General features: G+C 37.7%; 28 protein-coding genes and 1 riboswitch. Of the genes, 15 read left to right on the plus strand and 13 right to left on the minus strand.

What is annotated here, in order from left to right; translation table 11 throughout:
* Positions 1 to 26 precede the first annotated feature (26 nt).
* Positions 27 to 929 carry a 1-aminocyclopropane-1-carboxylate deaminase/D-cysteine desulfhydrase gene (locus HNP38_RS06715; RefSeq protein WP_184186412.1) on the minus strand — a complete coding sequence of 301 codons (903 nt, stop codon included), beginning with the start codon at positions 927 to 929 and terminating at the stop codon, positions 27 to 29.
* Positions 930 to 1,002: 73 nt separating this feature from the next.
* On the opposite strand from HNP38_RS06715, the gene HNP38_RS06720 reads away from it, so the two are divergent.
* Positions 1,003 to 1,614, plus strand: a complete 612-nt coding sequence (locus HNP38_RS06720) for a hypothetical protein (protein ID WP_184186415.1) — start codon at positions 1,003 to 1,005, stop codon at positions 1,612 to 1,614.
* A gap of 3 nt (positions 1,615 to 1,617) precedes the next feature.
* Here HNP38_RS06720 and HNP38_RS06725 read toward each other — a convergent pair whose 3' ends face one another.
* Positions 1,618 to 1,953 (minus strand): hypothetical protein, encoded by a 336-nt coding sequence (locus HNP38_RS06725; protein ID WP_184186418.1) that lies wholly within the window; start codon positions 1,951 to 1,953, stop codon positions 1,618 to 1,620.
* A gap of 38 nt (positions 1,954 to 1,991) precedes the next feature.
* Between HNP38_RS06725 and HNP38_RS06730 the strand changes: the two genes are divergently transcribed.
* The 3 genes from HNP38_RS06730 (at position 1,992) to HNP38_RS06740 (ending at position 4,807) form a co-directional block, all read left to right on the plus strand.
* Positions 1,992 to 2,174, plus strand: coding sequence for a DUF5522 domain-containing protein (locus HNP38_RS06730; protein ID WP_184186421.1), 183 nt, complete (start codon positions 1,992 to 1,994; stop codon positions 2,172 to 2,174).
* Position 2,175: 1 nt separating this feature from the next.
* A complete protein-coding gene (locus tag HNP38_RS06735) occupies positions 2,176 to 2,754 on the plus strand; it encodes a DUF4136 domain-containing protein (RefSeq protein WP_228460975.1) in 579 nt (192 codons plus the stop codon).
* A gap of 250 nt (positions 2,755 to 3,004) precedes the next feature.
* Positions 3,005 to 4,807 carry an endonuclease gene (locus HNP38_RS06740; RefSeq protein ID WP_184186424.1) on the plus strand — a complete coding sequence of 601 codons (1,803 nt, stop codon included), beginning with the start codon at positions 3,005 to 3,007 and terminating at the stop codon, positions 4,805 to 4,807.
* A 631-nt stretch (positions 4,808 to 5,438) separates the two neighbouring features.
* Here HNP38_RS06740 and HNP38_RS06745 read toward each other — a convergent pair.
* From HNP38_RS06745 to namA, 3 genes are read right to left on the minus strand one after another with little or no spacing between them, the layout of a single operon-like run.
* Positions 5,439 to 5,771, minus strand: a complete 333-nt coding sequence (locus HNP38_RS06745) for a CCC motif membrane protein (RefSeq protein WP_184186428.1) — start codon at positions 5,769 to 5,771, stop codon at positions 5,439 to 5,441.
* 33 nt (positions 5,772 to 5,804) lie between these two features.
* Entirely contained in the window at positions 5,805 to 6,086 is a 282-nt protein-coding gene (locus tag HNP38_RS06750) for a DUF2752 domain-containing protein (RefSeq protein ID WP_184186431.1), read from the minus strand.
* A gap of 28 nt (positions 6,087 to 6,114) precedes the next feature.
* Positions 6,115 to 7,167, minus strand: a complete 1,053-nt coding sequence (namA, locus tag HNP38_RS06755) for an NADPH dehydrogenase NamA (RefSeq protein ID WP_184186434.1) — start codon at positions 7,165 to 7,167, stop codon at positions 6,115 to 6,117.
* Between the two features lie 102 nt (positions 7,168 to 7,269).
* Between namA and cdd the strand changes: the two genes are divergently transcribed.
* The 3 genes from cdd to HNP38_RS06770 all read left to right on the plus strand — a co-directional run bounded on the left by cdd (position 7,270) and on the right by HNP38_RS06770 (position 11,015).
* On the plus strand, positions 7,270 to 7,752 hold the full coding sequence (gene cdd / locus HNP38_RS06760) for a cytidine deaminase (protein ID WP_184186437.1): 483 nt from the start codon (positions 7,270 to 7,272) through the stop codon (positions 7,750 to 7,752).
* A gap of 172 nt (positions 7,753 to 7,924) precedes the next feature.
* Positions 7,925 to 8,103: riboswitch (cobalamin riboswitch) on the plus strand.
* Positions 8,104 to 8,134: 31 nt separating this feature from the next.
* The gene (locus HNP38_RS06765; RefSeq protein WP_184186440.1) at positions 8,135 to 9,961 is read left to right on the plus strand and encodes a TonB-dependent receptor plug domain-containing protein; all 1,827 of its coding nucleotides are present in this window, start codon (positions 8,135 to 8,137) and stop codon (positions 9,959 to 9,961) included.
* 13 nt (positions 9,962 to 9,974) lie between these two features.
* A complete protein-coding gene (locus HNP38_RS06770) occupies positions 9,975 to 11,015 on the plus strand; it encodes a YncE family protein (protein WP_194299331.1) in 1,041 nt (346 codons plus the stop codon).
* Positions 11,016 to 11,180: 165 nt separating this feature from the next.
* Here the strand turns inward: HNP38_RS06770 and HNP38_RS06775 are convergent, their stop codons facing one another.
* From HNP38_RS06775 to HNP38_RS06805, 7 genes are all read right to left on the minus strand, one after another.
* Positions 11,181 to 12,602, minus strand: coding sequence for a CCA tRNA nucleotidyltransferase (locus tag HNP38_RS06775; RefSeq protein WP_184186444.1), 1,422 nt, complete (start codon positions 12,600 to 12,602; stop codon positions 11,181 to 11,183).
* Between the two features lie 109 nt (positions 12,603 to 12,711).
* The gene (locus tag HNP38_RS06780) at positions 12,712 to 13,260 is read right to left on the minus strand and encodes an L-threonylcarbamoyladenylate synthase (protein WP_184186447.1); all 549 of its coding nucleotides are present in this window, start codon (positions 13,258 to 13,260) and stop codon (positions 12,712 to 12,714) included.
* 83 nt (positions 13,261 to 13,343) lie between these two features.
* The gene (locus HNP38_RS06785; protein WP_184186450.1) at positions 13,344 to 13,808 is read right to left on the minus strand and encodes a GNAT family N-acetyltransferase; all 465 of its coding nucleotides are present in this window, start codon (positions 13,806 to 13,808) and stop codon (positions 13,344 to 13,346) included.
* Between the two features lie 9 nt (positions 13,809 to 13,817).
* The gene (locus HNP38_RS06790) at positions 13,818 to 14,297 is read right to left on the minus strand and encodes a nuclear transport factor 2 family protein (RefSeq protein ID WP_184186454.1); all 480 of its coding nucleotides are present in this window, start codon (positions 14,295 to 14,297) and stop codon (positions 13,818 to 13,820) included.
* 12 nt (positions 14,298 to 14,309) lie between these two features.
* The gene (locus HNP38_RS06795; RefSeq protein ID WP_184186457.1) at positions 14,310 to 15,449 is read right to left on the minus strand and encodes a cystathionine gamma-synthase; all 1,140 of its coding nucleotides are present in this window, start codon (positions 15,447 to 15,449) and stop codon (positions 14,310 to 14,312) included.
* A 101-nt stretch (positions 15,450 to 15,550) separates the two neighbouring features.
* Complete coding sequence (gldC, locus tag HNP38_RS06800) at positions 15,551 to 15,877, minus strand: gliding motility protein GldC (protein WP_184186460.1); 327 nt, start codon at positions 15,875 to 15,877, stop codon at positions 15,551 to 15,553.
* A 26-nt stretch (positions 15,878 to 15,903) separates the two neighbouring features.
* Positions 15,904 to 16,887, minus strand: a complete 984-nt coding sequence (locus tag HNP38_RS06805) for a gliding motility protein GldB (RefSeq protein ID WP_184186464.1) — start codon at positions 16,885 to 16,887, stop codon at positions 15,904 to 15,906.
* 56 nt (positions 16,888 to 16,943) lie between these two features.
* Here HNP38_RS06805 and HNP38_RS06810 point away from each other — a divergent pair, with 56 nt between their 5' ends.
* From HNP38_RS06810 to HNP38_RS06840, 7 genes are all read left to right on the plus strand, one after another.
* Complete coding sequence (locus HNP38_RS06810; RefSeq protein ID WP_184186467.1) at positions 16,944 to 17,579, plus strand: leucine-rich repeat domain-containing protein; 636 nt, start codon at positions 16,944 to 16,946, stop codon at positions 17,577 to 17,579.
* Between the two features lie 10 nt (positions 17,580 to 17,589).
* Positions 17,590 to 18,132, plus strand: a complete 543-nt coding sequence (locus HNP38_RS06815) for a GNAT family N-acetyltransferase (protein ID WP_184186470.1) — start codon at positions 17,590 to 17,592, stop codon at positions 18,130 to 18,132.
* Entirely contained in the window at positions 18,125 to 18,853 is a 729-nt protein-coding gene (locus HNP38_RS06820) for a leucine-rich repeat domain-containing protein (protein ID WP_184186473.1), read from the plus strand. Before HNP38_RS06815 ends, HNP38_RS06820 begins: the two co-directional genes overlap by 8 nt.
* A 50-nt stretch (positions 18,854 to 18,903) precedes the next feature.
* On the plus strand, positions 18,904 to 19,695 hold the full coding sequence (gene nadE, locus HNP38_RS06825; protein ID WP_184186477.1) for an NAD(+) synthase: 792 nt from the start codon (positions 18,904 to 18,906) through the stop codon (positions 19,693 to 19,695).
* A 23-nt stretch (positions 19,696 to 19,718) separates the two neighbouring features.
* Positions 19,719 to 20,198, plus strand: coding sequence for a ribonuclease domain-containing protein (locus tag HNP38_RS06830; RefSeq protein ID WP_184186480.1), 480 nt, complete (start codon positions 19,719 to 19,721; stop codon positions 20,196 to 20,198).
* A gap of 82 nt (positions 20,199 to 20,280) precedes the next feature.
* Positions 20,281 to 20,796 (plus strand): matrixin family metalloprotease, encoded by a 516-nt coding sequence (locus HNP38_RS06835; protein ID WP_184187655.1) that lies wholly within the window; start codon positions 20,281 to 20,283, stop codon positions 20,794 to 20,796.
* A gap of 1 nt (position 20,797) precedes the next feature.
* The gene (locus HNP38_RS06840) at positions 20,798 to 21,088 is read left to right on the plus strand and encodes a barstar family protein (protein WP_184186483.1); all 291 of its coding nucleotides are present in this window, start codon (positions 20,798 to 20,800) and stop codon (positions 21,086 to 21,088) included.
* 701 nt (positions 21,089 to 21,789) lie between these two features.
* Here the strand turns inward: HNP38_RS06840 and pafA are convergent.
* Entirely contained in the window at positions 21,790 to 23,436 is a 1,647-nt protein-coding gene (gene pafA, locus HNP38_RS06845) for an alkaline phosphatase PafA (RefSeq protein WP_184186486.1), read from the minus strand.
* A gap of 240 nt (positions 23,437 to 23,676) precedes the next feature.
* Here pafA and HNP38_RS06850 point away from each other — a divergent pair, with 240 nt between their 5' ends.
* On the plus strand, positions 23,677 to 24,420 hold the full coding sequence (locus tag HNP38_RS06850) for an ankyrin repeat domain-containing protein (protein ID WP_184186489.1): 744 nt from the start codon (positions 23,677 to 23,679) through the stop codon (positions 24,418 to 24,420).
* The last annotated feature ends 49 nt before the right edge of the window (positions 24,421 to 24,469 follow it).

Genomic DNA, 24,469 nt, shown 5'->3' on the forward strand with positions numbered 1-24,469 from the left:
AGTGTTTCATGTCTTTCAATTTTACTTTATATAATTAAATTTCTGTTCTGTTTTTCCAAAAGCAGATTGGCTCCCTCTATCCCCTGCAATCCTCCGGTATGGAAGCACAGAATCCTGCTGTTTTCAGGAAAATACCCTTCTTCAATCAGTTCAAAAACCTTCTGCATCATCTTTCCTGTATAAATCGGTTCTAAAGGGATTTCGTATTTTTCTTTGAAATCATTGATAAAACGGATGTTCTCATCCTTTATTTTACCATATCCTCCCAAACCTGAATCTATTAGATCAAAATTTTTATTCAGGGTTAATTCAAAGATTCTGTTTTTCAAAGAAGAATCGTCCACTACCTTAAAGCCTATAACTTTCTGATTGTCTTCACAAAATTTTGAAATCCCCGCAATGGTTCCTCCGGTTCCGACTGCTGTGCAAAGATAATCAAAATCTTTTGTTTCATTATTCAGCATCATTTTTACCCCTTCTACAGCATCTCCATTGGTTCCGCCCTCCGGAATGACCAGAGCGTCAGGAAATTCCTGCTGTAAAAAAACCGTTAGCTTTTCCTTGTGGCGGTATTCTTCACGGGTAACAAATTTTAAATTCATGCCATTCCTTCTGGCAAAAAGCAAGGTAGGATTATCACGCCATTTATCCTGCAACTCTTCTCCTCTTATAATTCCCAGCGTTGGAATGCCGGATAATTTTCCTATGGCAGAAACCGCAGCAATATGATTTGAAAATGCTCCGCCAAAAGTAATAATGTACGGTCTTTTGCAGTTTTTATCCAGATAATGATTGATATTATAGAAAAGTTTCCAGTATTTATTGCCTGAGATCTCGGGATGAACAAGGTCTTCCCTTTTTATAAAGAGTTTCACATTTTTCCCGACCAGGACTTCAGTGATGGGGATATGGATCTCCGGAAGTTTCATTGCTACAAATTTCCTGAATTTATTTTAAATAGAAAATCTTAAATTAGTTAAACAAAACCTAAAAAATAAAGCCATGAAAAAACCGGTGGCCACTCTCATATCTGCTCTGATCGTCATTGTCTTTATAGCCGTATTAGCTTATGCCTTCATGGGAGACCTGTTCACACCCCGCTCCGAATTTGATGTCCCAAACAAGCAGAATGATAAGATCATCAGTATGTTCAACAGCCAAATCGAGCGGGAAATCGAGGATCATACCCAAAGTGTCATGCATCCCGGCTATATCCCTGAAAGCAGGCAGAATACCATTGATTATTTAAAAAGCATCAGAAGTATTGAAAGCTATTCCCGACACGGTGTGAAGTCTACCCAGCCGAGAAATTACATTGAATTAAAGATTTCCTTTAATAACGGAACCATTGCTGAAAAGGTATATACCAGCCATCCATGCTCCGGGTATATGGAACCATGCCTACTAATGAAGGTCGAAATGAAAGACGGAAAAGCAGTGAGAATTTTCACGAACGGACAGGAGAAAAAAGGCTCTCCGGACTGGATTACTCCCGATCTGAATATCCTTATTGACAGGGCTATATCTTATGATATTGGTAGAAACCATGACCGGTATTTTGCACCCAAAAAGACCCAAAGGGATTTTGACAAAGAATGGGAAGATCAGAAATAAGGTTTAAGAATTACCCAGATATTTCCAAAAGCTCCAGAATTTTCTTTTTTTGAGATAGGTGAGATCCCTTTCTTTAGCATAAGCTTCTCTTTCAAATGAGATATAGCGATAGGCCAGAAAACTGTCTTTCAGCTTAAAAAGCCAGTAATAATATTCGATAACATAAAAAATGTAAAAGAAAATCACGAGTAACTCCAATTGCTGCCTCAGATGGATCTTCTCATGATTGATAAGTACTTTATTTTCCTTATCTTCGGGTTTCCTAATGAAGATAAAGGGAAAAAGAGCAATGCCGTTAATTTTTAATTTTTTTAATGGCTTTTGGCATACAATTATCATAATAACAAATATAAAAGTTTTTGATCAAGATTTAACTTATGGCCCATTTTGATATCAAAGAGAATGAGGATTTTTACTATAATGAGCAGGGATACAAGGTTTTTACAGAAAAATTCCACCTGAAAAGAGGATATTGCTGTAAAAGCGGCTGTAAGCATTGTCCTTACGGATACGATAAAAAAACTGATACATTTATTAAAAACGATAAAAAAAATAAATAAAATGAAATCAATGATTCGCGAATTCCATAAACTAAATATCAATGTGATGAGCAAAAAATATATTTTTATTTTGTTAGTTTCGGCTGCTTTGGGTTTAACATCCTGCAGTCCTTTCCAGATACGTTCGGATTATGCTGAAACAGCTAATTTCAATTCCTATAAGACCTATAAATTGAGAATTGATGACCTGAAGTTAAATGATATCGATAAAGACCGGGTTCTGAATGAACTTTCAAGACAGTTACAAAGCAAAGGCCTTCAATCGGGTGAAAATCCGGACCTAATCGTCAACGTAAAAGCCAATCATAAGAAAGTGACCGATATTACCAATAATTCCCCTTACGGAATGTATGGCTGGGGCGGATCTTTCGGCTGGGGTATCGGAATGAGCAGAACATGGACGAGCAACTACAACCAGGGAGCTTTAATTGTTGACCTTATTGATGCTAAAAACAATAAATTGGTATGGCAGGGGATCGGAAGCGGGATTTCCGTAGATTCTCCAAGAGCCAAGCAAAAGCAGATCCCTGAGATCATGGCTGAGATTATGGCCAACTATCCTCCACAAAGGGGTAAATAAGATTTTAAATCAATCATTATAATAAAGAGTCAATACACATTGTATTGGCTCTTTTAATTTTAATATGTTAAATAAAAGGTCTGCCCGATATTTTATTCTTAAACTAATTACACTTTACGTGTTTTAACTGAGGTACACAACAATATCATAATCATCTGATTTAAAATCAAATGCGCTACATTTTAAAATTAACGGTAATGTAATTTTTTATTCAAAAAAATGTAGTATTCTTACTGAAAAATTATATTCTATGAAAAAAATTATTCTACTCCTTGTCTTAGGCGGTTTAGCCAATGCCCAGGCTCCGGCAGGATATTACAATTCTGCAAACGGGCTGACCGGGGCTTCCCTGAAAACCGCTTTAAGCAACATTATTACCAGCGGGCATCAGGATAAAGGTTACGGCGGACTTTGGAACGGATACAAAACCACCGACATCGATAAGAACTATGAAAATGACGGCTCCATATTAGACATCTATTCTGAAAATCCCTCGGGAACAGACCCTTATAAATATACGCCCGTAACCAACCAGTGCGGAACTTATTCAGTGGAGGGAAACTGCTATAACCGCGAACATATTATTCCTCAAAGCTTATTCAATGAGGCAGCTCCTATGGTCTCAGATATCCATTTCATCAGGGCTACTGACGGGAAGGTAAATGGTATGCGGTCCAATTATCCTTTCGGAAAGGTAGGAACCTCTACTTTCACTTCCCAAAACGGATCAAAACTCGGAAATTCCGTTTCGTCAGGGTATTCGGGAACTGTTTTCGAGCCCATCGATGCATTCAAAGGGGATGTTGCGAGAATGATCTTTTATTTCGTAACACGTTACCAAAGCAAGCTCTCTACGTTCACTTCAGGGAACATATTGGGAAGCTCGGCTTATCCGGGATTACAGACATGGGAACTGAATGTCCTGATGGCATGGCATACCCAGGATCCTGTTTCTCAGGCAGAGATCAACAGAAATAATGCTTCTTATACTTTTCAGGGAAACAGAAACCCATTCATAGACAATCCGAATTATGCGGATCTTATCTGGGGCTCACAACAGCCTCCTGCTGATACCCAGGCTCCAACTACCGTTACAGGACTGAATGTTTCCGGAACAACTTCCAGCAGCATTTCTCTGGCATGGAATACATCAACAGATAATGTAGGAGTCACTTCCTATGCCATTTATATGAACGGAAGCTTAAAAACTACAGTAAGCTCCACTTCTGCAACGATTACGGGATTAAATCCTTCTACAACCTACAATTTCTATGTGGTGGCGAAAGATGCAGCCGGAAATTCTTCTTCCAACAGTTCAACGGTTTCAGGAACTACTGCCGCAATAGTTACCCCACCAACCAATTGCGGAAATGAAACTTTTGAGACTATTCCTACAAGCAGCACTGCCAGCTACCTGACAAGAACATGGACCAACGGAGGAATCACCTGGACGGCCACTGATGCAAGAACAGACCAAACGATCTCCAATAAAGCCATTACGGTAAGAACCGGTTCACTAAGCTCAAACACTTCTGCCAACGGCATCGGGTCTTTAACAGTAACCACACAATTGAAGTTTTCGGGAAGCAACGGGACTTTTGACGTCAAGGTAAACGGGGTGAAAGTCGGAAGTGTACCTTACAGCACCACTGCTGCTACCACAACTATCAGCAATATTAATATTACAGGAAATGTAGTGATATCATTAGTGAACACGGATACTACCGGAAACAGGGCGGCGCTGGATAATTTAAGCTGGACGTGCTATTCGGGAAGTGCAAAGCAAAGCAATATCATTGCTTCTGAAATAAAAACAACAGAATCTGAAGTTTTACAGGTATATCCTAACCCGGTTTTGAACCAGGAGATCTTTATTAAAGGAGATACCAAAGGAGTTAAAAAGGCAGAGATCTATAATTTGCAGGGTAAAGTACTGCAAACTATCGAAAATCCTTTTAAAGATAATAGAAATTCAATTAAAATTAAGGATCTTGAGCAGGGTGTTTACATCTTAAAACTGGATCATTCAAGTCTGAAGTTTATTATTAAGTAAGCTTCGAAATCTATATCAAAAAAGACTTCTCTTATTTAAGGGAAGTCTTTTTGTATGATTAGAAATTAATATTGTTTATCATTTAGAGCCTGTTTAAATTTTTATTATTTTCTAGAATTCAGTTTGCCATTCCTGAAGGTCTACATTGTATAGATATGCTTCTAGCATGACAAACTTCCTATTTAATTTAACAGTAAAAAATTAAAGGTAGAAATAAAATTTAAACAGGTTTTTAGATTCTTCATTTCACTCAGCTACATTCAGGATGACATTATAGAATGGTGTAGTTTGTAGGATTTCAAGTGATTATAATTCCAAAAATTTAGTCTTTAAAAGTTATTCTTTTCTTTGCAGATGTGTTTTTCGGTCTTTATTTTTGCTCCATCTTTACCCGTTGAATATATCACCTCTTTCCCACATTCTATATGGTTATTATTTTTTTTCATGAGTATTATAATTCCGGCCGTTAAAAATAAAAGGCACAAACTAAAAGCAATAAAAGCTGTATGTTTCATAATCTATATTTTTCCAAATATATGCATTTCAAATTTCTCTATAACTTCAACATTTATTATGTATACAAAAAAGACCGTAAGCACGGTCTTTTTATTATCATTATTTAATCAAATAATTACTGTCCTGTTAATTCTCTCATTCTTTCCTTCATCACTTCCGGATCTGTAAGGGCATCCCAGCCTAATGTAGAGATCATTACAACCAGATAGATCAGATACAGAACACTTAATACAATACCAATAATACAAAGTATCCTACCTGTTTTCAAATTGCTATAATCGGAGTAAAGACCCGGATTCTGCTGGTACAATGCATTATCTTTACTGTATAGGGAAAGACCGATAACCCCGGTAATAATCCCCACTATTCCATAGCAGCAGCATGTTACAATAGATACAATTCCTAAAACCAGTACAGCCGTTGCGTTAGGTAATTTTTGTTGATTCATAGTTTATAATTTTAATGTTTAATTGGGTTGATTTTAAAAGAAATGTTTATAAAAGTAAGCAATTACCATTATAATTGAATTAATTATTGCTAAAAATATTAAAATATTCCCATAACTCCTTTTTTTATCAATAAAATTTAATCCTGCCATAAATAAAAAAAGTAATAAGGTATATACCGCAGGAAACATATGGAATGCTTCTGAAAACCTTCCTTCAAAAACCATGACAATGGCCCGCTGGGCCCCACAGCCAAAACATTCTATCCCTAAGAATTTTTTGCTTGGGCACGGCAGCATGAAGTCTTCAATTTTCATATGGATATTCTTGTAATTTTTTATAAAGTTATGAAGAAATTTTTGCTCGTAGGTATTGATGCGGAAAAAAGCATTCTTCCTTCATTTCAAACGAACCTTGAACCGCAATATACGGGTTCCTCAGAATTTCCCGGGCCACGAATATCAGATCGGCATCTCCTTTTTGTAAGATCTCTTCTGCCTGCTCCATCTTGGTGATCAGGCCTACAGCTCCGGTCTTTACACCTGCCTCATTCCTGACCCGTGATGAAAATGGTACCTGATACCCTTCAAAAACAGGGATCTTTGCTCCATGAATATTTCCACCACTTGAAACATCTACCAGATCTACATCATGTGTCTTTAATTCTTTCGCCAATTCTATACTGTCTTCAAGACTCCAGCCATTCTCCGCATATTCTGTTCCTGAGATTCTTACGAAAAGGGCCGTATTTTCATTTAACTCTTCATTTACGGCATCTACAATTTCCAGCAGAAAGCGGATCCTGTTTTCAAAGCTTCCACCATATTCATCTGTCCTGATATTGGATAACGGGGATAAAAACTGATGGATCAGGTATCCGTGCGCTCCATGAATTTCAATAATATCAAAGCCTGCCTTTACTGCTCTTCCGGCAGCATCTTTAAAATTTTGGATCAGATCTCTGATCTCTTCTTCCGTAAGTTCATGTGGGATCCTTTCGTTCGGATGATAAGGAACGGGGCTTGGAGCGACGGTCTCCCAGCCTTCTTCCACAGAGATCTGGATATTATTCCATGTTGAACCTTTTCTTCCTGAATGAGCCAATTGAATTCCCGCTTTACTTTCAGAGTTCGTATGGATAAATTCAACAATTTTCTGAAGTTTTTCAGCCTGCTCATCATTCCATATTCCCATACATTGATTCGTGATCCTTCCACGGAGCTCCACTCCGGTAGCTTCCACCATGATCAGCCCTGTCCCTCCCTGGGAACGGCTTCCGTAGTGTACAAAATGGAAATCATTTGCCAAACCATCTTTACTGGAATACATACACATAGGCGACATTACCCATCTGTTCTTAAGTTCTACATTTCTAAATTTTACGGGAGTATATAACATCTTTAAACTTTTTGAGTTTCAATTTATAACAGAGAATAAAATACTATTGCCCACCTGATGAAAAAGAGCTACTTTTATTCCCCTTTTTTAGTCTCGAAATATATGAAAAAAGACATACAGATCGGTTACGAATATTTTAAAAACAGCAGTGAGCTGAGCGATATAGAAAAAAAATTATTTGAAAAGGCAAAGCAAGCCCGTGAAAATGCTTATGCGCCTTACTCCCAGTTCTTGGTGGGCTGTGCCGTTTTACTGGAAAACGGGGAGATCTACTCCGGCAATAATCAGGAGAATGCAGCTTTCCCGTCAGGATTATGTGCGGAAAGAACCACTTTGTTCTGGGTAGCAGCCAATTTCCCGAATGAAAAGATCAAAAAGATCTTCGTTGTAGGCGGTCCAAAGGAGTTTTCCGAGAAAAACCCGCCTATTCCTCCATGTGGAGCCTGCAGGCAAAGCTTACTGGAATTTGAAACAAAACAAAGTGAAAACATTGATCTTTATTTTTCAAGCATGAATGAGGAAGTGATCAAAGTGCAGTCTGTGAAGGATCTGCTGCCATTTTCATTTGATGCTACGTTTTTATAAAGGCGAAATTATAAAACTGTAAAAAGGTACAATCGCAGAAAAGTGAAATCGTGGGAAGGCTGAAAGGCAAAAGGGTAAAATCGTAAAACTGCTTTTGAGGTCGTAAAACAATTTTACCTTTTTACGGTTTTGCAATTTCACGATTTTACCTTTTTGCTTAAATAAAATTACCTATATTTGCAAAAATTTTGGTTTCCAGGGTATTGGAATTAATAGGGAATTGGGTGAAAATCCCAAACTGTCCCCGCAACTGTAAATCGCATTAAAAGTTTCTACAACGAAAGCCACTGTGAAAACGGGAAGGTGTGGAAAGCGAAAGTCAGGAGACCTGCCAGAATTGTAACTCTAAAATATATTGCTTTCGGAGGAAAAGTAAAATAGTATGGATATAAAAAGGTCTTTAGTAGTACTTTTATCGTCTTATGGCTGTTTTCTCTTTGGACAGGAGAAAACAATTGATACCGTATATATTTTCGATAATCAGATGAACAAGGCTAAACTGTTCCATAAGGTTACTACTCTTTCTCCTCAGGATATTCAAAAAAATTATGCCAATCTATCGGAAGTATTGCGATTCCAGTCTTCACTTTATATCAAGGAAAACGGGCGCGGAATGGTGTCTTCCCCTTCTTTCAGGGGAACTGCAGCCAGTCATACTGCTTTTGTGTGGAATGGTATTAATATTAACTCTCAGTTTTTAGGGCAGGGGGATATTAATAATATTGCTTTATTCGGGTACGATCAGCTTGAAGTGAAAGCCGGGGGCGGCAGCGTGGTCTATGGAAGCAGTGCAATCGGCGGAAGCATCCACCTGAATAATGACCTGAAGTTTAATCAAGGGACACACGCCACTCTTTATTCGGAATCCTCTTCTTTTGAGACGTATAATAATTTTACCAAAGTGTCTTTCAGCAACGATAAGTTCAGTGTAAAGGTTTCCGGCAATCATTTTATAAGCCGGAATGATTATGAGGTAGAGGAAGAGGATTATATCAACCGGAACGGAAGGTATTTTAATACAACCTTCAATATCGGGGTTTCTTATAGAATTGCTCCCAATCAGAGTATTTCATGGCAAAGCCAGTTTTATGATTCTTCGCAGCACTATCCTATTTTTGTGGAAAACGGGAACAAAACGAAGTATGAAACTCAGAGTACAAGAAGCTTAATTTCTTGGGATGTGAGTAAAAGTAAGTTATCCAACAGCTTAAAAGCTGCCTATACGGAAGAAAACTTCCAGTATTTTGGTGATCTTAATGCTCCCAAAACAAGTGGAGCTACCGGAAAGAACTATATTTTCAAGGATGATTTTAATTATTTCATCACTTCCAATCTCAACCTGAACGTAATTTCCGAATTTCAAGTGAATAAGGGGGAAGGCTATGGTTCAGGGATTGATAAAATCAACCGGAATACAGGTTCTATAGCCGGATTATTGAGGTATTTCGCCACAAAGGATCTGCGTTTTGAGGCAGGAATTAAAAAGGATTTTGTAGAGGGATTCGATTCCCCGGTTCTGTATTCTTTTTCAGGAAAATGGAATGCTTTGAAATGGTATAGCATTGCTTTCAATACTTCAAGGAATTTCAGGTTTCCAACATTCAATGATCTTTACTGGCAACCTGGTGGAAATCCTGATCTGAAACCGGAAACATCTGTTCAGGCGGATATGGATCATGAGTTTACATTCGGAGATTTTAAACTTACCCTTAGCCCTTATTATATGAATATTTCAGATTATATCGGCTGGCTCCCCACTCAGTATGGATATTGGGCTGCCTTTAATACTCATAAGACAGAGTCTTACGGACTGGAATCCCAGCTTACTTTTTTCAAACAGTTCAATAAGCATAATGTCAGGCTGAATGCAGGGTATACTTTTGCCAGATCTGTCAATAAGGAAACCGGGAAACAGATGATGTATGTACCCCTGCACAAAGTTTACGGAAATTTAGATTATCAATATCAATTCCTGAATGTATATGTTCAGGGGATATTCAACGGACTTACTTATACTACCACTGATGAAAAAAGAGCGGATGCGCTGGATCCTTATTTTGTTCTGAATGCCGGGATTTCCGCAACTGTTTTAAAGAAATTTACTTTAGGGATCAGGGTGAATAATATAACGGATGCCATTTACAAAACAGTAGCCTATTATCCGCTTCCCAAAAGGAATTATGGCATTTACGGAACTATAAATTTTTAAAATCAAGATAATTATGAAAATAACCAGACTTTTACAACTTCTTTTTGCCCTTACACTGCTTTTCAACATCTCCTGCAGCAACAATGATGACGATATTACCGTTCCTTCGCTTGCTTATGAAAATGGGCTTTTTATTACGAATGAAGGGAATTTCGGGACCCCAAATGCGGATGTAACTTTCGTAACAAGTGACCTAAGCCTGAAACAGGACAATATTTTCGCCGCCAATAATGAAAATACTCACCTGGGTGATGTTTTGCAGATGATTGCATTCAACGGAGACAAAGCGTATCTGGTTCTGAATAATTCCAATAAAATAAAGGTAGTTAACCGATATACTTTTAAAAGTACCGGAGAGATCACGGAACAGATCGATCAGCCGCGCTATATGGCTATTGCCAACAATAATATTTACGTGACCAATGATAAATACAACGGTGCTAAATATGTAAGTGTTTACAGTGCTTCCAGCCTGTCTTTTGTAAAGAAAATCGCTTTTACAGATACGGCTGAAAGAATTGTACAGGCAGGAGGAAATATTTTCGTTCAGAATGCATCTTATGGTTTCGGGAATAAAATCACTTATATCAATACTTCTACTAATGATATTCAGTCTGTGATCACTTTACCTAACGGAAATATCAATAAAACCATTTCCAACAACAATAACGTGTATGCCATAGCCTCAGGAACAACAGATTCTTATATCTACCAGATCTCAAGTACCGGTACTATTGTAAAAACCACTACTCTGACCGGAATCGCCAATGCTACTAATCTTGAAATTGAGAATAGCAAGTTCTATTTCACAGCAGGCAATAAAGTATATTCAATGGATATGAGCGCAACAACAGTTCCTTCATCTCCATTATTTACCGTTGCAGACAATTCGTTCTCTACTTTATACGGGTTTAACGTAATAGGCGGTAAGATCTTTACCTCTGATGCCAACGGATTTACGCAGGACAGCAAGGTCACTGTTTATTCAACTTCAGGGTCTGTCATTAAGACTTTTACGGCAGGAAAAGGCTCTAACGGGTTTTACTTAAATTAAGAATAATGCCGGTACCGGTGTTCAGGAATATATATTTTTTTTCATCATTTGTGTTTTTACCCGGGCGGCTTCAAAGAAGCCGCCCGGGTTTTGATTTATTATATAAAGGTTTCGGCGGGGCATAGCCCCGCCGAAACCTTTATATAATAGCTGAATTTTTAATTCTTATTTCACTTTCAGTCCCAACTTCTCTGCTTCTGCAATCACAAAGTTTCTGGCCTCTTCCTTCTCATTCAGTATTTCACCTTCCAGAATCGCTTCTTTTACTTTTTCTTTTAAGATTCCGATCTCACGGCCGGGCTTAAGGTCGAATATTTCCATAATTTCTTCCCCGGAAATAGGCGGCTGGAAATTCCTTACATGATCTTTTTCCTCAACCTCTTTTATTTTTACCGCTACATATTCAAAATTCTTCTTGAATTTCTCCTGCTTTTTAGAGTTTTTTGTGGTTATATCTGCTTTGCAAAGTGTAAACAGATCTTCCAGGTCCTCTCCGGCATCAAATAACAATCTCCTAAGAGCCGAATCTGAAGCATCATCTGTAATTAAGGCAATAGGACGTGATGAAAGTTTTACCATTTTCTGAACATACTTCATATCGTTTCCTAATGGCAGCTTCAACCTCTGAAAAAGGGATTTTGTCATTTTAGAGCCCAGAAACTCGTGTCCGTGGAAAGTCCATCCTGTCCCGTCAACAAACTTTTTGGTAGGGGCTTTTCCTATATCATGAAGCAGTGCGGACCAGCGCAACCAAAGGTTATCCGTATTTTCAGAGATATTATCCACTACTTCCAAAGTATGGTAAAAATTATCTTTATGGGTCTGCCCTTCCACTTCCTCTATTCCCTTCAGTTCTATCAATTCCGGAATGATGAGCTTTAAAAGCCCGGTTTCTTCCATTAATTTTAATCCTACAGAAGGTTTCCCGGAAAGCATGATCTTATTAAATTCAACCATAATTCTTTCCATGGAAACAATTTTGATCCTTTCTGCTTCCTGTTTTATGGCCGATAAAGAGTTTTCTTCGATCTTAAACTGTAAAGTAGAAGCAAAGCGGAGGGCCCTCATCATTCTCAGCGGATCGTCAGAATAGGTTTGGGCAGGCTCCAGCGGTGTTCTCAGAATCCCGTTTTTAAGGTCTTCAATTCCACTGAACGGATCAATGAGTTCTCCGAAATTATCTTTATTCAGGGAAATGGCCATTGCGTTGATAGTAAAATCCCTCCTTTTCTGATCGTCTTCAAGCGTTCCTCCTTCTACTTCAGGCTTTCTGCTGTTCTCGGTATAACTTTCTTTTCTGGCTCCCACAAATTCCAGTTCCAGGTCTTTGTATTTTACCATTGCAGTTCCATACGTTTTAAAAACGGAAACCTTTAATTTCGGATCAATTTCGTGCGCAACACTTTCTGCAAGTTCAATTCCACTTTGTTCAGTAACAAAATCAATATCCGTAGACGCTTTTCTCTTCATCAGCAAATCGCGGACATAACCTCCGACAATGTATACGGACTGATAATTCCGGAAGGCCACCTCTGAAATTATTTTGAAAAGTTTTAGATTTTTATTCTGATTAAGATTAATGAACATATTTATTATTAATTTAAAACCACTAAGAGATCAAGTTTATTAAGCCTGAGCTCAATATTCTTAATACCTTAATGGTTAAATGATTTTGCAAAGATAATTAAATCTCCTTTTATTCCCGAAGAACTTTTATTCTGTTATCATTCCATATTTTTATGACGGAAGAGCCCGGATATTTTGAAATCTTTTCCCGATCCTCCTCTACCGCATAATCTACAAGTTTTATCATTTCAGCCGAAATATCTGAAAATTTCAGAGGGCTTTTATCCCCACTGAAATTGGCTGAGGTAGAAACTAAAGGTTTATTCAGTTTTGTGATCAGTTTTTTACAAAAATCGTTCTTTACCAGACGAATCCCAATGCTTCCGTCTTCCGCCAGCAGCTCTTGTGGCAAACCTCTTGGATTTTCATACACAATGGTGACCGGTTTTTCACTCAGATCAATGATCTCCCAGGCCATTTCCGGAACGTCTACCAAATCCTGCAGCCTTTTTTCAGATTCTACCAGAATGATCATGGACTTATTTTTTTCCCGCTTTTTGATCTCGAAGATCTTGTTGATGGCTTCTACATTGGTAGCGTCACAGCCTATTCCCCAAATAGTGTCTGTAGGATAAAGGATAGTGCCTCCGGATCTTAATATTTCGATAATATGTTCCATAGTTTAATAGGTGCAGGCTGTAGCCCGTCTAATTGATTGATGATGGATCAATCATGAATAACTTTCTTCTATCAATTATCATTTTATTTATCATTAATGAGCTGTTTGTTTGCCCATTCATAGAAATTCACGGAATTATAAAGTTCAAAACCACAGGCCGGATAAAGCTGATTGCCTATATCGTTACTTTTTCCCGTTTCCAGTAGAACACCGGAAGCTTTTGATAATCTGCAAAGCTCTTTGGCCTCCTCGATCAGTTCTTTAGAGTAGCCTTTTCCTCTATGATTTTCATTCACATACAGGTCATTAAGCAGCCAGTACCGGCACATTCTGGTTGAGGAAAATATAGGATACAGTTGAACAAATCCTACCAGTCGTCCATCTTTTTCAGCAACAAAAATTTCTGAATCCTTGTTTTCAATTCTGTCTTTCAAAAAAATTTCTGCAGCCGGAATATCAGATTCTTTATTATAAAAAACCCTGTACTGGTCAAATAATTTTGCCAACTGTACCAGATCCTGGCTTGTTGCTTTTCTTGTATTTTTCATATCCAAATTCTAATGGTGATCAAAGCTGAAGACACGTTTCATTTTCCATTCATTATCTTCCTTAAGCCATAAAACAGTGAACCTTGCTCTGCTTCCTTTATTCCATTTTCCGTTGAAATATTCAAAAAAATCATGTTCGCCTTCCTGTATAAATGCATATAAAACATTATTATTGTTATACATAGGATAGACTTTCATGCTGCCCGGAACCAGCTCTCGTTTTACTTTATTCGGATTTCCGCAGATATTATTTTTAATGGATGCTATAAAAGCTTCTTTCCCATCAGTAATTCCTCCTTTATCGTGATAAAACTCGAGGTCACTGCTTATAATGGAATCATAATGAGAAAGATTACATTGATTAAATCCTTCACCGAATATCAGGTGATCCAACTTCTCTACTGTTTTATAAAGCTCATCGGTATTTTTGACCTGAGAATAGGCGATCTGACAGAATCCGAAAAACAATAAACAAATAATCTTTCTCATTATAATATTATTTTAAGAAAAAGCTCTTTCCAAATCTGCAATAAGGTCTTCTTTATCTTCAATCCCTACGCTTAAACGAACCAGATCATCGGTAATACCCAATTCCGCACGGTTTTCAGCAGGAATAGAAGCATGCGTCATTAAAGCAGGGTGATTGGCTAAAGATTCCACACCGCCTAAAGATTCAGCTAATGTGAAAACTTTCAGTCTTTCTAAAAACCTGATTGCATCTTCTTTCTTACCGGATTTGAAGGTGAAAGAAACCATTCCTCCTGCTTCCTTCATCTGGGATTTTGCCAGTTCGTACTGCGGATGGGATTCCAGTCCCGGATAGATTACTTTATCCACTGCCGGATGTGTTTCAAGGTATTTTGCAATTTCATATCCGTTGTAAGAGTGTCTCTGCATCCTCAGGGCTAATGTTTTGATGCCTCTCAATACCAGGTAAGAGTCATGAGGCCCTAAGATCCCACCGCTTGCAAACTGGATAAAGTGAAGCTTTTCTCCTAATTCAGCATCTTTTGCAATAAGAGCCCCTGCGATCACGTCAGAATGCCCGCCTAAATATTTTGTAGCGGAGTGCATTACAATATCCGCTCCCAGATCCAATGGTCTTTGGATATATGGGGTTGCAAAAGTATTATCCACAGCAACAAGGATGTCTTTTCCTTTCGCAATGTCTGCCACTACTTTAATATCCACCAGTTTCATCAATGGATTGGTAGGGGTTTCGAGCCAGATCAGCTTTGTTTTATCTGTAATAACTTCTGATATTTTAGAAGCATCATCAAAACTGATAAAAGTAAATTTCAGCTGATATTTTTCGAAAAGCCTTGTGAACATTCTATAGGTTCCGCCGTATAAATCATCTACGGCAATTACCTCATCACCCGGATTTAACAGTTTCAAAACACAGTCGATAGCCGCTAAACCGGAACCGAAAGCCAAACCTCTCGCTCCATTCTCTATACTCGCCAAAGAATCTTCCAAAGCCTGTCTTGTAGGGTTAGCCGCTCTTGAATATTCATATCCGGAATGCACTCCCGGGCTTTTCTGTGCGAATGTGGAGGTTAAGAATACGGGAACATTTACGGCACCTGTTGAAGATTCGTGATGCTGCCCGCCGTGTATAACTTTTGTATTAAAGTTCATAAATTTATAATTATAATTTAACAATTGACCAGTGTAGCAATGTAGCAATAATTGGTATACTGGTACATTGATACATTGATACATTGATACATTTATTATCTTTACATTTTTATAGCTGATTTTATGGCAAATTCTTCTGCCATCTGCTCCATCCACTGAGCTACATCTTCTTCTCCTGTTGCCCTTTGATAGGTGCTTCCCAGGGAGATAAGAATCTGGTGGATAAACATTTTCATCTGATCCACAGGCATTTCTTTTGTCCAGAGATCAATTCTTAAGGCTTCCATTGCCTTATCATCCCATACTGAGATCATGGTTGCTTTGGTTTCTTCTTTTTCTACCCCTCCGTCCTGTGCATTCCAGGTAATATTTTCGGGAATATGGTTTTCATCCAATTCAACATCTATCGTTATCTGGGTTTTTCTCATTATCTATTTTTTCTGATTTTTATTTACTACTTAGCTTTTGGTTTGTATCCTGACTGATTGAAAATCTCGGTGGCATCCATTTTCAGAAAGTCCTGTAATTTGGTATCAGGTTTTTCTTTAAAATAGGCTTTGCAGATCTGCCATCCGGTAAAAATTCCGATCTGGGGAGAAGATTCGTTGTCTATTTCCGTATAGAATTTGGAAAACGGTCCGGGAGATATAAAACGTTCAACGAGCCTTGGGTCATCCCCGAAAATCAAATTACTTTCCACGAAATAGTTCCAGATATTGGCTTCATTGGCTACAGCCCATTCATACTGTTTCTGGGTATAATTCATTTTCAGATAATCCGGAAAATCCGGCAGGAATGCATCCTGAAGCATCATAATTTTTCCGTTAAGGATCAATTGATCGATAAACTTCTGATGATCTGCAGATGCTGTTACAGCATTTTCAGCAAAGATCTGTGAAACTTTCGGGACAATATTCTGCGGGTTCATGGATTTCTGGAAATATAATTCCAATCCTTTATAATTAGGATTATTCTCCCCCATAAATCCTGTAACATCTATAAAAAGGAAGTTTTCCTTCGGATCATAAAATACAGGATCCTGCACCATCTGAAGGGCAGATGAAAAAAGATAGACTTTAGGGCTTTTAAATTGAGGGAAATAATATTTAACGTGAGAAAACAGCTCCTGAAGCTCTTTCTGGAGCTTAGTCTGATCTATTTTGCCTATTGCTTCCGTATAGAGTTTTATTTCTCCTGCATCGGATCTTCTCTTTATATAATCTTCATCAGAAACAGTCCCCTGAAACCACGGAAATCTGGCTTTAAACTGATCCAATGATACCTTCTGATCATAAAATTCTTTGGAAATATCTGTAACCTCAACTTTCTCTGCCGGATTTTTCATTTCTACCTTCCATTGGTTTTCGGCTTCTTTTTTGCAGGAATTAAAAGTCAAAACTAAAATGGAAGAAAGCACAATAATTTTAAAAATCTTCATTATTTTTACATGAAATTAATGTTTACAAAAATAATCATTTTAAACGCAATACTAGGATGAAAAATAAAATATTTACAGTTCTCAGCCTGTTCTTTACCCTTTCATTTTTCTACAGCCAGAACCTGAATTTCAAGGATAAGAACCTCGAAAAGGCTGTGGTAGAAAATTTCGATCTCAATAAAGACGGTTTTATCAATCAGTTGGAAGCGGATATGATTTCTAATTTATTTCTGGTTCAGAAAGGAATTACGTCAACCGATGATCTCGTTTTTTTTAAAAACGCCAAAATGATCGTCCTGGATGATAATGCCATTCCGGATGCATCTGTGAAGAATCTGGATAAGCTCCAGCTGTTTTCATGTACCGGCTGCAAAATTTCAACATTCAAAGCAGAAAACCTGAAGAGCTTAGCTTCTTTATATCTTGATAATAATCTTATTGAAACCGTTTCGCTGAAAGGTACGGCAAGAATTGACCAGTTAACGATATCTTTAAATAAACTCAAGTCCATAGAGCTGGCTTCACTTAAAAACCTGAGAAAATTAAACGTTGAACACAATCAGATCCAAAAGCTGGATATCTCAGGAAATCCCGGGCTTCAGACTCTGAATGTAGGCGGAAACAAAATGAAGGAATCCGACATTAAAAAAGGAACCAAAACCGATATTACCATATTTGGGGCCGAGCAATAAACAGTATAGCATGCAATTAGAAACCGAAAGACTTATCTTACGAAAGTTTGAAGAGAATGATACTGAACGTATGTTCCTTCTTGACTCCAACCCGGAAGTCATGAAATATATTGGCATTCCTCCCGTAAATGATATCAAAGAGTCAGAGAATATTATTAAAATGATCCGGCAGCAATACACTGATAACGGTATCGGAAGACTGGCCGTAATTGAAAAGGAAAGCGGTTTACTGATAGGCTGGAGCGGACTGAAATTACTGACCCAGCCCATCAACGGCTATACTCATGTTTATGATCTGGGTTACCGTTTTTTACCTGAATTTTGGGGTAAGGGCTATGCCATAGAATCGGCAAAGGCCTCACTTGATTTCGGTTTTAATGAATTAAATGCAGACATCATTTATGCCCATGCCCATTCTCAGAATGAGGGTTCTAATCATATATTAAAAAAGCTGGGCTTTGAAAAAACCGGCGAGTTCACAGAACCGGACGGAATATGCTTCTGGTATGAACTGGTCAATACAAATTATACATCAATTACAAAACATGAATAAACTTTTATTGATATTCATCATTTTTCCCATCACTATTTTTTCCCAGAAAATCCAGTTTAAAGATAAAAATTTTGAAAAGGCTATTTTAGAAAGATATGACATCAATAAAAATGGCAATATAGATGAGAACGAATATGCTGCGGTTACCATTATTAATCTCAAAGGAATAGAATTGGCAACTTATGAAGATGTTTATCTGTTTAAGGCAAGAAAACTAATACTTGGGGATTTTCCTATTAAAAATCTTGTTCTGAAAGACCACCCCACTTTAAGGATCATATTTTGTGACAATTGCAGCCTTACCCAATTCGAGGTTGAAAATATGCCGTACCTCGTAAGTATTGAAATAGTCAGAAATCAGCTTAAAAGTATATCCATCAAAAACAGCCCCAATATTTACAGCTTAAATGTTTCTGATAATATGCTTTCAGAAATTAATATTGACCACCTTACGCAATTAGAAAGCCTGTATGTCTCAAATAATAAACTTCATTCCTTAAACCTTCAGAATTTTCCTAAACTTCGCTGGCTGTCTCTGGATGGGAATAATATTAAAAATCTCGATATTTCAAAAAACCCTGAATTATATTCAGTAGCTGCCTATGGGAATGGCTTAAGTGATTCTAATATTAAAAAAACAAAAGATTCCAAAGTAAAAATAGAGCTTCAGGAAAGGAAATTAGAAAGCTTCCCACCACCTCCGCCCCCGCCGGCAAAATAAATCAAGTTTAAAAATTACTTCATAAAAATATAATTTCAAATAAATAAACAATGCAGACACAAAAAACGATAGATCATATTGTAAACTGGCTGAAAGACTATGCAGCAAAAGCTAATGTAAAAGGTTATGTAGTGGGGGTTTCCGGAGGTGTGGATTCCGGAGTGGTTTCTACTCTGGCAGCCATGACGGGACTAAAAACATTACTGATCGAGATGCCGATCCGCCAGAAAGAAGATCAGGTAAACCGTGCCTGGGAACATATGAATGACCTGAAATCAAAATTTGCCAACGTAGAAACCCTATCTGTAAACCTGACTCCTGCTTTTGAGGAGCTATACGGCATTTTTGATGTAAAAGACGATCTGTATCCTAATGAAAAGCTGGCTTTTGCCAATACCAGAGCACGATTAAGAATGCTTACCCTATACTATTACGGGCAGATCAACGGATTGCTTGTCTGCGGAACCGGAAATAAAGTGGAAGATTTCGGGATCGGATTTTATACTAAATATGGTGACGGAGGAGTGGATGTCTCTCCTATTGCCGATCTTTACAAAACAGAGGTTTATAAGCTTGCCAAAGCTTTAAATCTTGTTAAAAGTATTCAGGAAGCCATTCCTACAGACGGGCTTTGGGATGTGGACAGAACTGATGAACAGCAGATTGGAGCTACCTATCCCGAGCTGGAAAAAATTCAGAAGGAATATGGCACTAAAACAGCTGATGACTATGAAGGCAGGGATAAAGAAGTGTTCCTGATCTTTGAAAGAATGCATAAAGCTGCACAGCATAAAATGAACCCTATCCCGGTTTGTGATATTCCTGAGGAGTGGAGATCGTAGTGATGAGTTATAAGTTTTGAGTTATGAGTGATAAAAAACCTTTGCTTTTTTCTTCTTTGACTGTTTTATTTGCATTATTCGCGCTGTTTTTTGTGAGTAACTGCGATAAAAAGGATATTCTGGCCGTTGATAAAAATTCCGGATACAATATTCCTGAACAAAGAACTGATGGACGGCACATTGCTGGTCTCACGGAAGAAAAGAAAGTAATCAGCTATGTTAAACGGAATCACCGGCTTCCGGATTATTATATCACAAAAAGTGAGGCAAGAAGGCTTGGCTGGAATCCTTCCAAAGGAAATTTGTGTGAAGTTCTCCCCGGGAAGGCTATCGGCGGAGATAAATTCAGCAACAGGGAGAGAAAACTGCCGGGGAATGAAAAATATTTTGAAGCAGATGTCAACTATAGGTGTGGAAACAGAAATGCCGACCGCATTGTCTATACCAAAGACGGAGATGTATATCTTACCAAAAATCATTATAAAAGCTTTGAAAAACAATAACTTTTGTCTGCTGATTCTCTTTTGCGCATTTTTTATCGCTTCCTGTTCTGATAAGCAACAGAAAACAGGCGGGGAAAAAGGTATGGCCATATTAGTACAGCCTTTTAAGGATATCAAACCAGAGAGTGTAAATTTTGTAACCACCGAAATCAGGAAAGTTTACCCCAATGTAAAGGTTCTGGAAGCTGAAGATTTGCCTGAAAATGCCTACTACAAGGAACGGAACCGTTACAGGGCAGATTCCATTATCAAAGTTCTGAATAGTAAAACGAAGGAAGGATATGTTACCATAGGCCTGACCTCAAAAGACATCAGTGTAACAAAAGGGAAGGTAAAAGATTTTGGAGTTATGGGACTGGGATACCGGCCCGGAAGAGCGTGTGTAGCTTCTGCATTCAGGCTGAACAAAGAAAACTCAGACGAGCAGCTTTTTAAAGTTGCTATTCATGAGCTCGGCCACACCCAGGGCCTAAAGCATTGCCCTGAAAAAATATGTTTCATGAGAGATGCGGAAGGCAGAAACCCGACCAATGAAGAGGTTGATTTCTGTACTCAATGCAAAACTTTCTTAATCAGTAAAAACTGGAAATTCAATTAATATGAAAACAATATATATAGACTTTACGGATATAGGCGACTATGAGGATTTTTATACCCAACTGAAGGAAAAGCTCAGTCTTCCGGAGCATTTTGGGGATAACCTTGATGCTCTTTATGACATTATTACCGGTGAGCTGGAAATGCCGTTGCATATAGAGTTTGTGAATATGAGTGTAGATCAGCTGGAAACATTTGAAGATTTGCTGACCACTTTGGAAGATGCTGAGGAAGAAATGGAAGAGGGATTTACTTTTGCTTATTACCTGGAACAGTATGAAGATGAGGAATGATCTAATTTTTAAAACTATTCCTTAAAGCTTATAAAGACTAAAACACAAAAGCTTTAAACACTTGAGTTTAATAATGAAATTGCTTTAAAGGTCTGTTTAGTATGCATTAGTCTTTGTAAGTTTTCGATTTTCATCTTACGTATAAACTTTTTACTTTTCCAGATACTAAACTGTTAAACTTAAGTGCAGTAAAGTATTTCAGATTTTTTGTGATGAAAAATAGAAGTTTAAACATTAAACTTGTTTAAAACTTTTGTGTTTATTCTAAAAATTTAAACAGCTCTATTTTATATAGAAACAAAACCCGCAGAAAATCTGTAAGCTTTTTGGTCAGCCTTACCAAAAATGCTAATTTTTACTTTAAAGCTTTATGAATTTGAAATTATTCTGTGACTCTTCCCTTTTCACAAAAAATTGCAATACATATTTTCCCCTTTAGCAAGGAGCATATATCAGGGTTACAGCATTGAAGCATCTTATTTTTTGGCCGACACCTTTGATTAAAGTACATTCTTTAAAGGATTAGAATAAACAGATATTGTGCATTATTATTTCTTATATTTCCTGCTTTTATTTTTTATTATAAAGGCCAGAAAACAAAACCGCAAATACCAGAAAGAAATTCGGCAGCTGATATGATCTTAAAAAAACAGACTGTTCTAAAAATAGAACAGTCTGTTTTTTATTTTATTCCAATAAATCTATTTTCCGATAGCTTCAGTGATCGGATTTCCTATATTTCCGCTTGGGAACTGTATTTTCAGTAAGGAGGAGATCGTTGGTGCAATATCCGTCATATGATAAGGTTTATTGCTTTCCCCATGCTGAATACCCCACCCCATAAATATCAGAGGAATATGGGAGTCATAAGAATTCCACACACTGTGTGTAGTTCCTGTTTTAGAATAAGGCGGAAGCATAGAATCATGGGAAATCAGCTGAATATCACCGCTTCTTTGCCTGTTGATCCCGTTAATGATTCTTTGCTTGATAGGCTCAGGAATAGTAGCTTCCTGAACTTCTTTTACAGAAACAGCATATAAGACCGTAGGGTCCTTCTCAAGTTCTTCTATCGTGAAATCTCTTACATCATCCAGTTCTATTTTATTGTCTTTTAATAATTTCCTGTCGAAATAGATCTGGTAATTGTCAACAGCATTGATCAGCCGATCAACCCCGAATTTATCTTTCAGCTTCTGATTGATCTCTTTCTCCATACCTTCTCCGAAAAAGCCTGTTGTTATTTTATGCTCTTTCAGAAAACCTACGGAATGAGCACCGCCATGATCTGCAGAAAGGAAAACCGTGTATTCTCCTTTCCCCACTTTGGAATCCAGGTAATTAAAAAACTGAGCTAAATCCTGATCCAGCCTCAGATAGACATCTTCAACCTCAATAGAATTCGGCCCGAATTTATGCCCTGCATAATCCGTAGATGCCAGGTTAATAGCTAAAAAGTCGGTAATGCCATCTTCGCCCATTTTTTCTCCTTCCACAGAGGCTTCAGCCAGTTTCAGGGTCAGCGTGTTTCCAAATGGTGTGTAACGGATGTTATCTTTTTTTAATTTATAATCTGCAGCTAAGTTAGTATAAGGAAAAGTCGGGGTTTTTGAGCTCCCCAGCAATCCTTCCCAAGGAGAATTATCTGGTGAGCTTTCCGTATACTGAGTGATCGGCAACAGAGTATTCCAGCCATTTGCCACCAACTGATCCGGTAAATTCTGAGCGTTAAATGATTTCAGCCATTGCGGCAGATCGTTCATATACCATGAGCTGGTGATGAAATCCCCGGTAGAATCATCAAACCAGAAAGCTCCCGTCGGGGTATGGCCCGCTGGAAGAATAGAAGCACGGTCTTTCAAAGATACCCCGATCACCTTCGACTGAAAATTAGTAGCCAGCCTCAGCTCATCTGTCACAGTTGTTGACCAAAGGTTTTTTGGAGAATGACTCCCCACTCTGGTATTGGTAGTACCTACAGGTTGAACACTTTCATCAGCAGTACAATACACATTCTTTCCTGTTTCCTTATCCGTCCAGTCATTTCCTGCAATCCCATGAATAGCCGGAACCGAACCTGTATAGATGCAGGTATGTCCCAAAGCCGTAACCGTAGGGACATAATTGATATGAACATTATTCAGGGAATAACCTGTATTTAATAGCCTTTTGAAGCCATCGTTACCATATTTACTATAATAACGGTATAAATAATCCCAACGCATCTGGTCTACTACCAGACCAACCACTAATTTGGGCCTTTCTAATGAAGTATTTTTTTTTCTCTGAGCATTGATGGTAATCACGGACAAAAAAGTAAGCGCCGCAATAGAGATGTTCTTAAGCATCCTGTAAATTTTTATTGGAAGCAAATTTACGGGTTTTGGAAGTTCTGTAAAGTGAAATTTTATTTAAATTTCATCATTAAGCAACTTTTAATCCTAATTAAATTTGAACACAATAAAACTCAGGACGCTTTTATGAGTGGTTTTAATTAAAATATTTATTTTCAGGTACCTGAAATTCAATAAATTTGATTGGGTAAACGATAATGAAATACGATCAACCTGTAATTAAAAAAACATCTTATGGATTATTTTCAGAAAATCATCTACGATATTGAAGTTTTATCTCCGGAAGGGATAAAGGAATGTTTTGAAAACGGAGTGGATCCCAATGGTACTTTCAGAGACAAACCTCTTATCAATGAACTCATTACCGGATACCTGAGATCGGAAAGATTTAAAGAATGTATCAGGGTTTTTACAGAATATGGACTGGATTTTAATGATCAGCTGCTTTTGGCTGTTCTGACGGACGATGCATCGTCATTGGAAGAAATTCTAACCCGCAATCCGTCCGATATTCACAGAAAATATTCTTTTAACTGTGCTTTTACTCCGCTGCATGAGGCTTCACTGCTTCATATCTGTGCTGAATACAATCATCTAAGCTGTGCCAAAGTTTTAATCGCTCATGGTTTTGATGTAAACACCAAAGCAGGAATTGATGAAAATGGATTTGGCGGGCATACAGCCATTTTTCATACGGTTAATCAAAACTCCGGGGATTTTCTTGAATTCACGAAGCATCTCATTTCGGAATCTTCGGATCTTACTTACACTGTTAAAGGGCTTATTTGGGGGGAAAATTATGAATGGGAGACTTTTATTCCGTCTGTCAACCCTATGAGTTATGCTATGATGGGACTTCTTCCTCAGTTCCAGAGGACTGAAAGGCAAATTTATGACACAGTTTCTGTCTTATTAAAGGGAGCATATGGAATTGATTATATTCCGGTAAATGTGCCTAATACATATTTGGGGAAATAACTGAACATTATTAAATATAATTTCATAAATTTATTCTTAAAAGTATTGA

The sequence above is a fragment of the Chryseobacterium defluvii genome (assembly GCF_014204415.1).
GTDB lineage: Bacteria > Bacteroidota > Bacteroidia > Flavobacteriales > Weeksellaceae > Chryseobacterium > Chryseobacterium defluvii_A.

Bases quoted from the DNA above. Each gene is read 5' to 3' on its own strand.
- HNP38_RS06725 (WP_184186418.1), bottom strand. From the start codon at position 1,953: ATGATAATTGTATGCCAAAAGCCATTAAAAAAATTAAAAATTAACGGC.
- HNP38_RS06785 (WP_184186450.1), bottom strand. From the start codon at position 13,808: ATGAAAAATACAAGAAAAGCAACAAGCCAGGATCTGGTACAGTTGGCA.
- HNP38_RS06740 (WP_184186424.1), top strand. From the start codon at position 3,005: ATGAAAAAAATTATTCTACTCCTTGTCTTAGGCGGTTTAGCCAATGCC.
- HNP38_RS06715 (WP_184186412.1), bottom strand. From the start codon at position 929: ATGAAACTTCCGGAGATCCATATCCCCATCACTGAAGTCCTGGTCGGG.
- HNP38_RS06840 (WP_184186483.1), top strand. From the start codon at position 20,798: ATGAAAACAATATATATAGACTTTACGGATATAGGCGACTATGAGGAT.
- HNP38_RS06805 (WP_184186464.1), bottom strand. From the start codon at position 16,887: ATGAAGATTTTTAAAATTATTGTGCTTTCTTCCATTTTAGTTTTGACT.
- nadE (WP_184186477.1), top strand. From the start codon at position 18,904: ATGCAGACACAAAAAACGATAGATCATATTGTAAACTGGCTGAAAGAC.
- HNP38_RS06830 (WP_184186480.1), top strand. From the start codon at position 19,719: ATGAGTGATAAAAAACCTTTGCTTTTTTCTTCTTTGACTGTTTTATTT.
- HNP38_RS06795 (WP_184186457.1), bottom strand. From the start codon at position 15,449: ATGAACTTTAATACAAAAGTTATACACGGCGGGCAGCATCACGAATCT.
- HNP38_RS06730 (WP_184186421.1), top strand. From the start codon at position 1,992: ATGGCCCATTTTGATATCAAAGAGAATGAGGATTTTTACTATAATGAG.
- HNP38_RS06770 (WP_194299331.1), top strand. From the start codon at position 9,975: ATGAAAATAACCAGACTTTTACAACTTCTTTTTGCCCTTACACTGCTT.
- HNP38_RS06780 (WP_184186447.1), bottom strand. From the start codon at position 13,260: ATGGAACATATTATCGAAATATTAAGATCCGGAGGCACTATCCTTTAT.
- HNP38_RS06820 (WP_184186473.1), top strand. From the start codon at position 18,125: ATGAATAAACTTTTATTGATATTCATCATTTTTCCCATCACTATTTTT.
- HNP38_RS06735 (WP_228460975.1), top strand. From the start codon at position 2,176: ATGAAATCAATGATTCGCGAATTCCATAAACTAAATATCAATGTGATG.
- HNP38_RS06745 (WP_184186428.1), bottom strand. From the start codon at position 5,771: ATGAATCAACAAAAATTACCTAACGCAACGGCTGTACTGGTTTTAGGA.
- HNP38_RS06835 (WP_184187655.1), top strand. From the start codon at position 20,281: ATGGCCATATTAGTACAGCCTTTTAAGGATATCAAACCAGAGAGTGTA.
- cdd (WP_184186437.1), top strand. From the start codon at position 7,270: ATGAAAAAAGACATACAGATCGGTTACGAATATTTTAAAAACAGCAGT.
- HNP38_RS06720 (WP_184186415.1), top strand. From the start codon at position 1,003: ATGAAAAAACCGGTGGCCACTCTCATATCTGCTCTGATCGTCATTGTC.
- gldC (WP_184186460.1), bottom strand. From the start codon at position 15,877: ATGAGAAAAACCCAGATAACGATAGATGTTGAATTGGATGAAAACCAT.
- HNP38_RS06790 (WP_184186454.1), bottom strand. From the start codon at position 14,297: ATGAGAAAGATTATTTGTTTATTGTTTTTCGGATTCTGTCAGATCGCC.
- HNP38_RS06810 (WP_184186467.1), top strand. From the start codon at position 16,944: ATGAAAAATAAAATATTTACAGTTCTCAGCCTGTTCTTTACCCTTTCA.
- HNP38_RS06815 (WP_184186470.1), top strand. From the start codon at position 17,590: ATGCAATTAGAAACCGAAAGACTTATCTTACGAAAGTTTGAAGAGAAT.
- HNP38_RS06765 (WP_184186440.1), top strand. From the start codon at position 8,135: ATGGATATAAAAAGGTCTTTAGTAGTACTTTTATCGTCTTATGGCTGT.
- pafA (WP_184186486.1), bottom strand. From the start codon at position 23,436: ATGCTTAAGAACATCTCTATTGCGGCGCTTACTTTTTTGTCCGTGATT.
- HNP38_RS06750 (WP_184186431.1), bottom strand. From the start codon at position 6,086: ATGAAAATTGAAGACTTCATGCTGCCGTGCCCAAGCAAAAAATTCTTA.
- namA (WP_184186434.1), bottom strand. From the start codon at position 7,167: ATGTTATATACTCCCGTAAAATTTAGAAATGTAGAACTTAAGAACAGA.
- HNP38_RS06850 (WP_184186489.1), top strand. From the start codon at position 23,677: ATGGATTATTTTCAGAAAATCATCTACGATATTGAAGTTTTATCTCCG.
- HNP38_RS06775 (WP_184186444.1), bottom strand. From the start codon at position 12,602: ATGTTCATTAATCTTAATCAGAATAAAAATCTAAAACTTTTCAAAATA.